This window comes from Micromonospora sp. BL1, assembly GCF_003667485.1.
Lineage (GTDB): Bacteria > Actinomycetota > Actinomycetes > Mycobacteriales > Micromonosporaceae > Micromonospora > Micromonospora tulbaghiae.
The window spans coordinates 1-12,370 of record NZ_RCVK01000362.1 but is presented as its reverse complement, the minus strand read 5'-3'; the positions used below and the strand labels follow the sequence as shown (position 1 = coordinate 12,370).

Annotated in this window: 10 protein-coding genes; 7 read left to right on the top strand and 3 right to left on the bottom strand. The window is 74.9% G+C overall.

The window, feature by feature from the left end:
- From EAD96_RS27380 to EAD96_RS27370, 3 genes are all read left to right on the top strand, one after another.
- On the top strand, positions 1-1,356 hold a 1,356-nt coding region (locus EAD96_RS27380), incomplete at its 5' end, for a hypothetical protein (protein WP_368666045.1).
- 106 nt (positions 1,357-1,462) lie between these two features.
- On the top strand, positions 1,463-1,915 hold the full coding sequence (locus EAD96_RS27375) for a hypothetical protein (protein WP_121686269.1): 453 nt from the start codon (positions 1,463-1,465) through the stop codon (positions 1,913-1,915).
- Positions 1,916-1,994: 79 nt separating this feature from the next.
- Positions 1,995-2,447: a DUF4383 domain-containing protein gene (locus EAD96_RS27370; RefSeq protein WP_120569541.1), complete on the top strand. Its 453-nt coding sequence runs from the start codon at positions 1,995-1,997 to the stop codon at positions 2,445-2,447.
- Between the two features lie 57 nt (positions 2,448-2,504).
- Here EAD96_RS27370 and EAD96_RS27365 read toward each other — a convergent pair whose 3' ends face one another.
- Positions 2,505-5,054 carry a hypothetical protein gene (locus EAD96_RS27365; RefSeq protein ID WP_121686268.1) on the bottom strand — a complete coding sequence of 850 codons (2,550 nt, stop codon included), beginning with the start codon at positions 5,052-5,054 and terminating at the stop codon, positions 2,505-2,507.
- Complete coding sequence (locus EAD96_RS27360) at positions 5,051-6,385, bottom strand: SWIM zinc finger family protein (protein ID WP_121686267.1); 1,335 nt, start codon at positions 6,383-6,385, stop codon at positions 5,051-5,053. The genes EAD96_RS27365 and EAD96_RS27360 overlap by 4 nt, the downstream gene beginning before the upstream one ends.
- A 59-nt stretch (positions 6,386-6,444) precedes the next feature.
- Here EAD96_RS27360 and EAD96_RS27355 point away from each other — a divergent pair, with 59 nt between their 5' ends.
- Positions 6,445-6,987: a GNAT family N-acetyltransferase gene (locus EAD96_RS27355; protein ID WP_121686266.1), complete on the top strand. Its 543-nt coding sequence runs from the start codon at positions 6,445-6,447 to the stop codon at positions 6,985-6,987.
- Positions 6,988-7,025: 38 nt separating this feature from the next.
- The gene (locus EAD96_RS27350; RefSeq protein ID WP_120569545.1) at positions 7,026-7,436 is read left to right on the top strand and encodes a type II toxin-antitoxin system Phd/YefM family antitoxin; all 411 of its coding nucleotides are present in this window, start codon (positions 7,026-7,028) and stop codon (positions 7,434-7,436) included.
- A 46-nt stretch (positions 7,437-7,482) separates the two neighbouring features.
- Here the strand turns inward: EAD96_RS27350 and pgi are convergent, their stop codons facing one another.
- Positions 7,483-9,117: a glucose-6-phosphate isomerase gene (gene pgi, locus EAD96_RS27345; protein ID WP_121686271.1), complete on the bottom strand. Its 1,635-nt coding sequence runs from the start codon at positions 9,115-9,117 to the stop codon at positions 7,483-7,485.
- Positions 9,118-9,364: 247 nt separating this feature from the next.
- Here pgi and EAD96_RS27340 point away from each other — a divergent pair, with 247 nt between their 5' ends.
- Positions 9,365-11,302 (top strand): ABC transporter ATP-binding protein, encoded by a 1,938-nt coding sequence (locus EAD96_RS27340; protein ID WP_121686265.1) that lies wholly within the window; start codon positions 9,365-9,367, stop codon positions 11,300-11,302.
- Positions 11,303-11,379: 77 nt separating this feature from the next.
- Positions 11,380-12,370, top strand: a 991-nt coding sequence (locus EAD96_RS27335) for an aldo/keto reductase (protein ID WP_147457939.1), incomplete at its 3' end; no start/stop codon positions are given.

Here is a 12,370-nt window from a genome sequence, read left to right as displayed (position 1 = left end):
GGCGGGGCCGGATGGGGAATGCGGGCCGGGTTTCCGGCCGGGCATGTCGGCCAGGGGCCGACCGGTGGGAGCGTGATGGCGGACGAGCGGCGGGCCGACGCCGGCGGCACGGCCGGGGCCGGCCGCGCGGGCGGCCCCCGCGACGTTGCGCGCTCCGGGCGTACCCGGTGGTGGGCGCGCGGGGCCCAGGTCGTCCGCCGGGTGCCCGAACCCTGGGGATTCGTGTTCGCCGTCTTCGTCGGCTCGAAGCTCGTGCTCACCCTGGTCGGCGTGCTGGTGCTCACCGCCTGGGACGGGGTGCCGGGCGCACCGCCGGCCGACGAGACCGGCATGCGGGAGCAGCAGGACGCGATCTCGTCGCACCGCTGGATCTCGCTCTGGTTCGCCTGGGACTCGTTCCTCTACGACCACCTGGCCCGGCTGCCGCTGGACCGGCCCTGGACCGACTTCGGCTTCCCGCTGCTCTACCCGTTCCTGGCCCGGCCGATCGCGCCGCTGCTCGGCGGGCACACCGCCTGGGCGCTGCTGCTGATCAGCAACGTGGCGCTGGTGTTCCAGCTCTACTTCGCGTACCGGCTGGGGGGCCGGCTGCTCGGCGGCGCCGGACCGGACGACGGCCGGCGAGCGGTCCGGTACCTGATGCTCCTGCCGACGGCGTTCCTGTTCCAGGCGGCGCTCACCGAGTCGCTGTTCGTCTGCCTCGCGCTGGCCGCCTTCTGGTACGCCGAGCGGAACCGCTGGCTGCTCGTCGGCGTGATCGGCTACTTCCTGGCGATGAGCCGCTCGGTCGGCTTCCTCGTGGTGGTGCCGCTGGCGCTGGTGCTGCTGCGCGAGCACGGCTGGCGGGCCGGACCCCGGGTGTGGCCGCGCCTGCTGCGCCAGGGCTGGCCGCTGCTGCTTGTCCCGGCGGGCTGGCTCACGTTCATGGCGTTCTGCCGCTGGCAGAGCGGCGACTGGTTCGCCTACCAGCACGCCCAGGAGACCGGCTGGGGGATCCGGCTGCAGAACCCCCTGGGAGTGGCCGGTTCCGCGCTGTTCGGCGGCAACTCCGCCGACGCGCTGCGGGTCTGGATCGCCGTGGCGATGGTGGCGGTCGCGGCCGTCGGGCTGCGCCGCCGGGCCGACTGGCCGTACCTGGTCTACACGCTGGTCGTGGTGCTGGTGCCGCTGTCGATGGGGACGCCGGTGTACAAGAGCCTGCTGCGCTACCTGCTGGCCGCCTTCCCGGTCGCGTTCGTGCTGGCCCGCTGGGCGCGGCGGCCCGGCCTCGACGGCTGGCTCACCGCCGCGCTGGCGCTGCTCCAGGGCGCGTTGTTCGCGGTGTGGCTCACCTACTGGACCCACCTGATCATCTGACCGCCGCCGCGGTTGCTGTCGCCGCCGCAGTTGCCGTCGCGGTTGCTGTCGCCGTCGCCGTGGGCGCCGTCCGGCGGGACGGCCGGACGGGCCGCAGAATGGGCTGATGACCGACCGGCGGGTGAACCTGGACGACCTCGGCGCCTGGTTGATCAAGGGCAACGCGGACGCGGTGGACCTGACGGCCCGCTTCGCCGCCGACCCGCGCGTGACCGGCTGGTGCGTCCGCCCCGGCTACCGGGTACGCCTGATGCGCCCCGGCCAGCCGGTGGTGTTCTGGGCCAGCGGCAGCCGCGGCCGGGCGCCGTACGGCGTCTGGGGTGTGGGCCGGATCGCCGCCGCTCCCGAGCCGGGCCCGCCGGGCCGGCCGTGGACCGCGCCGCTGGACCTGACGATCCTGGACGAGCCGCTGCGGGTACGCCGCGACCTGCTGCGCGCCGACCCGCGGCTGGCCGGCGCGGAGGTGTTCCGGCAGCCGCAGGCGGCGAACCCGTCCTACCTGACCGTGGCCCAGTTCGAGGCGCTGCGCGGCCACCTGCCCGTCCGGCCGAGTTGCTGATCTCGATCCGGGGATCCGGACGGTTTCGGCTTCCCGGCCGCCGTGGGCGCGCAAGACTTCGCCAACGGAGGTGTCACTCATGGCCGGTTCTTCCCGCGTCGCCCGCAACGCGCCCGCGTCCCCGGTACGCCGGGCCGCCCAGGTGGTCGGCATCGTCTTCCTGGTGGTGGGCGTGCTGGGGTTCATCCCCGGCATCACCACGAACTACGACACGATGATGTTCGCCGGGCACGAGTCCCGGGCGAAGCTGCTGGGCCTGTTCCAGGTGTCGGTCCTGCACAACATCGTGCACCTGCTCTTCGGCGTCGCCGGGCTGGCGCTGTCCCGGACGGTCTCCGGCGCCCGCGCGTACCTGATCGGCGGCGGCGCCATCTACCTGGTGCTCTGGCTCTACGGCCTGGTGATCGACCACGACAGCGGCGCCAACTTCGTGCCGCTCAACGGCGCCGACAACTGGCTGCACCTGTTCCTCGGCGTCGGCATGATCGCCCTCGGGGTGGCGCTCACCCGCCGCCCGGGGCGGCGCGCCTGACAACCGGGCCGCGTCCGCGTACCGGTCCGCCGCCCGCTCGGGTGACGAGGCGCACGTTCAGGCGGTCAGGGCGACGGAGAGTCGCCGGGCCTCGGCGACCAGCCGGCTGCCGCCGCCCCGGGCCACCACGTCGGCCAGGCCGGGCACCTCGATCCGGACGCCCGTCGCGGTCGCCGTCTCCGCCGCCAGCGCGAGCAGGTCCGGCGTGCCCCGGGGTGGCGTCGGGGCGGCCAGCAGCGGCGGCAACGCCGCGGCGAGCAGCCGCCACACGCTCAGCCGGGCACCGGCCGCGACCGCGTCGCGCAGCGGGGTGACCGCCCGGGTCAGCGTCACCTGCCCGCCGGCCGCCAGCGCGCCGAGATGCCCGCCGGTCGCGGGCGCGTCCAGGTCACCGGCGGCGGCGAGGATCAGCACCGCGTCGAGCGCGGCCACCCGGTCCGCCTCGTGGCGGGCGCACAGCCCGTAGGCCAGCGCCAGATCGAGGGCCGGGCCGCCCGCGCCCGTGCACTCGGCCAGCACCGGCAGGACCGCGCCGTGCCCGAGGGTGTCCTCCTGCGCCGCGCCGGCCACCTCGGGCAGCACGTGAGCGGCGACCACGCCCCGGTGCCCGGGCAGGACGGCCGGCCAGACGTCGCCCCAGCCGTCGGTCCACCGGCCGATCGGCGTGGGCTTCAGGGTGAGCAGGCCGAGCCGGTCCTCGACGCCGTCCGGCGGGGTGAGCGCGACCAGCGTCCGCCCCTCGGGCAGTTGGTCGTAGCCCCAGTCGTACCCGGCCGACCGCGTCCGCCGGCCCACCGTCACCATTTGCTGGGCCGGGGCCGGCACGGCGTCGCCGCGCAGCCAGCGGGCCAGTTCGTCACCGGCCGGCGTGCGCAGCGCCGCGGCGCGTTCGGCCAGCGGTTCGTCCACGCCGGCCGGCAGGCGCAGCAGGGCCTGTGCGAGATCCCAGCGCCACGCCGGACGGTCACCCAGCGCGGCCAGCCGTTCGTAGAGCACCACCGGCTCGATCGCCCCGGTGACCGAGGTCGGCGCGGACAGCAGGCCCGGGTCGTCGCGTCCGTCCAGCCGCTGCCCGATCTCGGCCAGCCGGGCGCAGGCGAGCTGGACGGGCGCGGGTCGGCGTGTGGCCGGAACCGGTGGGCCACCCCGCAACGGCAGCGGCGCGCGTGGGCGGGAATCGGCCAGCAGGGTGCTCCACTGGTCGCGGCGGGTCGCCGCCTCGGGCGCACCGCAGACGGCCAGCAGGAGCCCGTGCATCTGCACCGACTGGTTGAACACCGCCCAGGGATGGTCGTACGCGCCGACCTGCTCGCGGCGTACCACCGGCAGCAGCGCCGCCGCGAGCCGCTCGCGGTCGGCGGTGCCGAGCCGGACCAGGCCGTCCATGACGCGTTCCGTCGTCAGCGCGGGCCAGCGCCGGCCGAGCGACGCCGCGATCTCCTCCACCAGTTCGTCCACCCCGGCGATCGGCGGCGGGGCGGCCGCTGCCGGCAGCGGCGGCGGCAGGTCGTCGCGAGCCTCGACCACCGTGGCTACGGCAACCGGCCGGTGGCCGTGCCGCCGCGCCAGCGTCAGCGCGCGTTCGCGCAGGCCGGCGTCCGGGTGGTCGGCCGCCACGGCGAGCACCGCGCCGATCTCCGGGGCCTGGTCGGGGTGCTGCCGGGCCAGCCGGTCGAGCCACGACACCTGCGCCCGGACCAGCGCCTTCTCCGGCCGGGCCAGCACCGTCCGGGCGGCCTCCCACAGCGCCTCCGGCTCGGCGGCGTCACCGGCGTCCCGCAGCGTCCGCTGGGCGGTGCGGGCCACCGGCCCCGGGCCGTCGGCGAGCAGCCGCAGATAGGCGCTCGACCGGACCGCCACCTCGTCCGGGGTCGGTGCCAGCAGGTCGTGCAGGATCAGGAACGGGCGCAGCGCGCCCGGCCGGTCGCCCCGCAGCAGCCGGCCGAGGACGCCGTTGAGCAGCACCGCCCGGTCGAGCCGGCCCTCCGCGGCCAGCGCCGCCAGTGCCCGTGGCAGCGCCTCCGTGCCGGTGCCGTCGCCGCGGGCCAGCTCGGCGCCCACGCCGTCCACCTCGAACAGGCGCGGCAGCAGCGGGTCCAGGAACGGGTCCGCGCGCAGCCGGTCCACTGTCGGCGGACGGTTTCCGCGCGGGCCGGGCGAACCCTGCGCGGTGGCCCAGCCACGCACGAAGTCGTCCCCGGTCGGCGGCGGCGCCTTCTCCGCCAGCAGGAGACCGGCGACGAACGGCCAGCCCGCGACCATCCGGTCCCGGGGCAGCCGGTCGGCCAGCTTGTGCGCCACGTCGGCCAGCCAGGTCACCCCGCGTTCCCGGGCGGTGTCGACCACCGGCGCCGCGTCGACGCCCGCCAGCCAGACCGAGCGGCGGCCGAGCAGCGCGGCCACCTTGGTCGGGGTGCTCAGCGTGCCCACCGCGGCCACCGCCAGCGTCGCCGCCTCGCCCCGCCACCACCAGTCGTCCCGCCTGCGACGGACGACGGCGACCAGTTCGTCGCCCAGCGCCCGCCGGGCCGGCTCGTCCAACCCGGCCAGCGCCGACCGGACCTCGGACATCCGGCCGCGCACCGCCGCCTCGGCGAAGCCGGTCACGACAGTGCCCCCACCGGCGCCGCGACCATCGACACGGCCAGCGCGTGCCGGCACGGCCCCCGCTGCCCGCGGTGCCGCGCCCACCAGCGGCAGGAACAGGAGTACGCGCCGTCCGGGTGCCGTCGTACCCGGTAGGTCTCGGCGTCGGTGCGTACCGTCGCGTTCTCGCCGTCGCGCTCGACCGCGCCGCGCTCGACGAGCGCACGCGCGCCGACCAGCCGGGGGTTGTCCCGCTCCGCGCGGCCCGCGTCGTAGGGCATCACCCGGTGGAAGTACGCCCCGTCCGCCACGTCGTACCCGACCCGGCCGGCGGTGCCCAGCTGGGCGAGCGCGGCACGCACCCGCTCGTCGGGCAGCGCGGCGGCGTCGGCCAGCGCGTCCACGTCGATCGTCGGATCCCAGCTGAGCAGCGCGCCGACCAGCTCCGCGTCGTCGACCACGTCGTCGCCCGCCAGCGCCGCCAGGGCCGCGCCCTCACCGGAGAAGCCGCGGTACGGCTCGGGGGACAGCGTCAGCGACAGCCGCAACGCCCCGGTGTCCAGCTCCCACGTGCTCGGCACGGCGGGGGAGCCGGCCCGCACCGCCGGACCGTACGCCCGCAGGGTGCGCGCGTGCCGCAGCACGCCGCGCAGCGCCGCGAGCCGGCCGGCGCCGGCCAGGCAGACCGCGCCCGGCGCCGGCCGGGAGGTCAGCCGCAGCGTCCGCCCGGCGGGCACCGCCCACAGCACGCTCCGGTCGCCGGCGGCCGGCAGCCTCCGCAGGAACGCCGCCGCCTCCGCCGCCGCGATCTCGGCGCGTGGCTCGAAGCCGGCGGTGAGCACGTGCACCTCGGCGAAGCCTCGCAGCCAGCGGCCGGGCAGCGGCACCTTCCGCTCGACCACCGCGCCGTCCATGGTGGAGACGGTCAGATCGTCCGGGCCGACCGCCACGTGCAGCGGCTCGATGCCGCCCACCCGGGCCAGCGCCTCGCGCAGCGGCGGGTTCACGTCCACGTTCGTGGTGCCGTGGCCGCTGATCTCGCCGTCGAGCCCGGCCGGCAGGACGTCCATCCGCGCGTACACCCCGCAGCAGCCGGAGAACGACTCGAACCGCAGGCGACCGCAGCTGCCGGTGACCACCGGGTCCAGGCTGGCCGGGCTGACCGGCTGGTGGTAGCGGGTGCGGGCCACCTCGGCGACGGCGAGCAGGCCGGCCGCCGCCGCGGCCGGGGCGGTGAGGAACCCGGCGAAGAAGCGCGGGTTGGCCGCCGGGCCGCCGCAGGTCTGCAGGTCGAGACCGGCGGCGCGCAGCGTGGACGGCTGAAGATATCGGTACGTCTGGACGGCGTTCACGGCGCAGACCGTAGAGGGACCGACCGACAAAACCGCGACGGTCCTGCTAGCTTCCTCGGATGTTCGCCCACGCCCTCACCGACGACGCCGAGCTGCGTCCACTGTCGCCCTGGCACGCCGACGAGTTCCTGGCCAACCTCGACCGCTGCCGCGACCACATCGCACCCTGGGTCGGCGCGTCCTTCGTCGCCACCGACGCCGAGTCGGCCCGCAAGGTCCTCCAGGCGTACGCCGACCGGTGGGCCCGCGACGACGGCGGCATCTGGGGCATCTGGCAGCGCGGCACGCTCGTCGGCGGCGTGCTGTTCGTGTCGCTGAGCACCGACCGCGGGGTGTGCGAGGCCGGCTGCTGGCTGGAACCCGGCGCCGAGGGGCAGGGCCTGGTCACCCGCGCCGCCCGCTTCGTCATCGACTGGGCGGTGCGGGAGCGCGGAATCCACCGCGTCGAGTGGGTCACGAAGGCCGGCAACGAGCGCAGCGTCGCGGTCGCGCGGCGGCTCGGCATGAGCCGCGACGGCGTCATGCGCGGAGCCGCACCGACGCCCGACGGCCGCGCCGACCTGGAGGTCTGGTCCGTGCTGGCACCCGAGTGGACCGCCTGACCGCTGAATTTGTCGTACCCGGACGTGAACATGTGTCCATGGCTGTCCCCGCACTGGCCGACCGGTCCCCCCAGCCGCGCGCCCTGCCGCTGCGCGAGGTCCGCACCCGGCTCACCCAGCTCGTCTCCCTGGCCGAGCTGACCGACACCGTCACGCTCGTCACCCGCGACGGCGATCCCCGGCCGGTGGCCGCGATCGTGCCCGCGTCCGCCGCCCGCACCGGCGCCCAGGCGCGCGCCGACGCCGAACGCGTCGCCGCGATCAGCGCCGGCTGGGCCCGCCGCCTGGAGGAGCTGCACCGGCAGTCCAGCCGGCGGCACGCCGCCGAGCTGCGGGCGCTGGCCGACGCGCTCGCCGAGGCGTGGGCCGAACTCGACCGCCGCGCCCCGGCCGGCGACGCGGCGCTGACCCGGCTGCGCGCCGCGCACGCCGATCTGCTGCGCCGCTGACCCGTGGCGTCCCGGCGGGTGTACGCGGGACGCCACGGGCGTGCGGTCAGCTCCGGCCGCGCTCGGCCCGGTAGCGGCGGATCAGCTCGGCGGTCGAGGTGTCCACGTCGGCCAGGTCCGGGTCCGGCCCGGTGAGCTTCGGCGCGAGCTGGTTGGCCATCACCTTGCCCAGCTCCACGCCCCACTGGTCGAAGGCGTTGATGTCCCAGATCGCGGCCTCGGTGAACACGATGTGCTCGTAGAGCGCGATCAGCTGGCCCAGCGTCGCCGGGGTGAGCTTCGGCGCCAGGATCGACGTGGTCGGGTGGTTGCCCGCCATCACCCGGTGCGGCACCACCTCGGGCGCGGTGCCCTCGGCCTCCACCTGCTCCCGGGTCCGCCCGAACGCCAGCGCGGCGGTCTGGGCGAAGAAGTTCGACATGAACAGGTCGTGCATGTCGCCCAGGTCGTGGTTGGGCCGGCTGAACGCGATGAAGTCCGCCGGGACCAGCCGGGTGCCCTGGTGGATGAGCTGGTAGAACGCGTGCTGACCGTTGGTGCCCGGCTCGCCCCAGAAGATCTCCCCGGTCGGGTACGTCACGGGCGAGCCGTCGAGGCGTACCGACTTGCCGTTGCTCTCCATGGTGAGCTGCTGGAGGTAGGCGGGGAACCGGTGCAGGTACTGCGAGTAGGGCAGCACCGCGTGGGTCTCCGCGCCGAGGAAGTCGGTGTACCAGACGTTGAGCAGGCCGAGCAGCGCCGGCACGTTGCGCTCCACCGGCGCGGACCGGAAGTGCTCGTCGACAGCGTGGTAGCCGGCCAGCATCTCGCGGAAGCGGTCCGGCCCGATCGCCAGCATGACCGACAGGCCGACCGCGGACGGCAGCGAGTAGCGTCCGCCCACCCAGTCCCAGAAGCCGAACATGTTCTCCGGGTCGATGCCGAAGTCCCGGACCCGCTGCTCGTTGGTGCTGACCGCGACGAAGTGCCGGGCGACCGCGTCGTCGTCCGCGTCCAGCCCGGCGAGCAGCCAGCGGCGCGCCTGGTCGGCGTTGGCGAGCGTCTCCTGGGTGGAGAACGTCTTGGACACCACCACGAACAGCGTGCTCGCCGGGTCCAGGTCGGCGGTCTTGTCGTGGATGTCGGTCGGGTCGATGTTCGACACGAACCGGCAGCTGATGCCCGCGTCCCGGTACGCCTTCAGCGCCTCGTACGCCATCACCGGCCCGAGGTCGGAGCCGCCGATGCCGATGTTGACCACTGTGGTGATCCGCTCGCCGGTGTGGCCCCGCCACGAGCCGGAACGCACCCGCTGCGCGAACGCCGTCATGCGGTCCAGCACGGCGTGCACGTCGGCGACCACGTCCTGGCCGTCCACGGTGAGCGACGCGTCCGGGGGCAGGCGCAGCGCGGTGTGCAGCACCGCCCGGTCCTCGGTGGTGTTGATGTGCCGTCCGGCGAACATGGCCGCGATCCGGTCGGCCAGCCCGACCCGCTCGGCGAGCGCGCCGAGCAGCGCGATCGTCTCGTCGGTGACCAGGTTCTTGCTGTAGTCCACGTGCAGGTCGGCGACCTCACCGGTGAGCCGCTCACCCCGCTGCCCGTCGGCGGCGAACAGGTCGCGCAGGTGCGTGCCGCGCATCGCCTCGGCGTGCTTGCGCAGCGCCTGCCATTCGTCGGTGGTGGTGACGTCCACAGCCATCGGGTCGATCTTCTCCTTCACGACGGGCGGTCGGCCGGCCTGCGCCGGCGAACCCCACAAGCCTGCCACCCGGACCGGTCGCGCGCGACGCGACCCGGCGGCGATCACCGTGCGGGCGGGTGTTTCCGGCCACCGCTGCGGGACACGCCGTTGGGACAGCTGTACGACACGCCGGTTACGGACTGACATCCTTCGATAGCGGACCGTAGTATCCAGCGTTGCTGTCCGAACGCGTCGAGGAGGTGCCATGGCCGGGGTGATCCGTCCTCGTCGGGCGTCCGAACCGGAGGAGCCGGCCGGGGAGACGACCCTGCCCGAGCTCGTCGATCCGCACTGGATGCACCGGGCCACCGAACTGGCCCACACCGGCTTCTGGTCGGTGGCGCGCCGGTTGCCCGCGCTGATCCGCGAGGCGATCAGCCTCGCCTGGGCGACCAGCCGCCGGGACACCGCCGCCTCGCTGGGCCTCAACGTCGCCGCCGGTGTCCTCACCACGCTGGGCCTGCTCGCCACCACCGGAGTGCTCCACCAGCTGTTCGCGGCAGGTCCGACACCGGACCGGATCCGGGCGGCGCTGCCCGCCCTGGCGCTGGCGGCTGCCGCCGTCGCCGGGCGCGGCGCGCTGACCATCGCCGCCGGATGGGCGCAGGCCCGGCTCGTCCCGCAGATCAACTTCACGGTGGAGCGGCGGCTGTTCGAGACGACGTCCGCTGTGGAACTGGCGGCCTTCGACGACGCCGGCTTCGCCGAGGAGATGGACCGCGCCCGCGACCGTGGACTGGCCGAGGCGGGCTCCCTGGTCAACGACACGGTCAACCTCGTCACCGGCGTGGTCGGCGTGATCGCCACGGCTACCGCCGTGACGATCATCCACCCGCTGCTGCTGCCCTGCCTGGTCGTCGCCGCCGCGCCGGAGGCGGTGACGGCGGTGCGGATGGCCCGCCGCCAGCACGTCGACTGGCTCGCCCGCATCACCCGGCGGCGACGCAAGTGGATGCTGGGCGACCTGATGGCCAACCGGCACACCGCGGCCGAGATCCGCGCCTACCAGATGCGCGACTTCCTGCTCTCGGAATACCACCTCATGACGCGCCTGGAGACCCGCGCCGAGCTGCGCCTCGCCCGGGCGCAGACGGTCACCCGGGCGATCGGCCTGTCCATCACGGGCATCGCCACGTTCGGGCTCTACGTGGTGCTGGGTGCGTTGCTCGTCGGGGGCGTGGTGGCGCTCGCGGCGGCGGCCACCGCGCTGCTCGCGCTCCAGTCCGCGCGTACGAGCCTGCGCACCGCGATCTTCGCCACCAACTCGCTCTACGAGGACGCCCTCTACTACCAGGACTACCGCGACTTCCTCGACCGGGCGACCCGGCGGATCCCGGCCGGCGGGCACCTGCCGGTCGACGGGTTCACGCGCATCGACGTCGACCGGGTCAGCCTGCGCTACCCGGACACCGACAGCGCGGCTGTCGACGAGGTCAGCCTCACGTTCCGGCGCGGTGAGGTGATCGCGCTGGTGGGCGAGAACGGCTCCGGCAAGACCACGCTCGCCAAGCTGATCGCGGGCCTCTACCGGCCCACCGGCGGCACGATCCGGTGGGACGGCGTGGACGCCGCCGAACTGGACCCACGCCAGACCGCCGCCCAGGTGGCGGTGATGAGCCAGGACTGGTGGAGGTTCCCGTTCACCGCCCGGCAGAACATCCGCGTCGGCCGCCACGACCGCGCCGGCGCGCAGGGCCCCAGCGTGGAGACCGCCGCCCGCGACGCCGCCGCCCACGACATGATCAGCGAGCTGCCGTTCGGGTACGACACGCTGCTGGACCGGCAGTTCAAGGACGGGCAGGACCTGTCCGGCGGGCAGTGGCAGCGGCTGGTGGCCGCACGCGGCCTCTACCGCGACGCCCGGCTGCTGATCTGCGACGAGCCGTCCGCCGCGCTGGACGCCCGTGCCGAGCACGCCCTCTTCCAGCACCTGCGGCGGCACCCGGACCGGGCCGTCGTCCTGATCACCCACCGGCTCGCGAACGTCCGGCACGCCGACCGGATCTTCGTGATGGACCACGGCCGGCTCGTGCAGTCCGGCGACCACGACACGCTGATGGCGCAGGGCGGGCTCTACCGCGAGCTGTTCGAGCTGCAGGCGGCCGGCTACCTCGCCGGCAGCGCGGAGCCCGCCGACGGTTGACCTCCAGCGCACTCGAACTCCTACCGTGACCGGACCGCGCGCCAACCGGCCGGCGCGGTGCAACCCAGGGAGTTCACATGCGCTATCGCGTCCTCGGCGGCACCGGCATCGAGGTCAGCGTCCACTGCCTCGGCACCATGATGTTCGGCGCGGTCGGCAACCCCGACCACGACGACTGCGCCCGGATCGTCCACGCGGCACTCGACCGCGGAATCAATTTCGTGGACACCGCCGACATGTACTCGGCCGGCGAGTCGGAGGAGATCGTCGGCAAGGCCCTGCGCGGCCGGCGCGACGACGTGGTGCTCGCCACGAAGGTCCACTTCCCGATGGGGGAGGGGCCCAACCGGGGCGGCAACTCGCGGCGCTGGATCGTCCGGGAGGTCGAGGACAGCCTGCGCCGGCTGGGCACCGACTGGATCGACCTCTACCAGGTGCACCGTCCGGACCACACCACCGACGTCGAGGAGACGCTCGGCGTGCTCACCGACCTGGTCCGGGCCGGGAAGATCCGCGCGTTCGGCTGCTCGACCTTCCCCGCCGAGGAGATCGTGGAGGCGCACCACGTCGCCGAACGGCGGGCGCTCGGCCGGTTCCGCACCGAGCAGCCGCCGTACTCGATCCTGGCCCGCGGCATCGAGACGTCGGTGCTGCCGGTGTGCCGCCGCTACCGGATGGGCGTGCTGGTGTGGAGCCCGCTGGCCTCCGGGTTCCTGTCCGGCCGCTACCGGCAGGGGAAGCCCGTCGACCTCGGCGCCGGCCGCCCGGCACTCACCCCGGGCCGGTTCGACCCGACGCTGCCGGGCAACACCGCCAAGTACACCGCCGTGGAGGAACTGGTCGCGCTCGCCGACGAGGTGGGCTGCACGCTGCCGCAGCTCGCCGTGGCGTTCACCGCCGCGCATCCGGCTGTCACCTCGACCATCATCGGACCGCGCACCATGGACCAGCTGGACGCGCTGCTGGCCGGCGCTGAGCTGACGCTCGACGACGCGGTGCTGGACCGCATCGACGAGATCGTCCCGCCCGGCACGAACCTCTACCAGCCCGACGGCGCCTGGTCCCCGC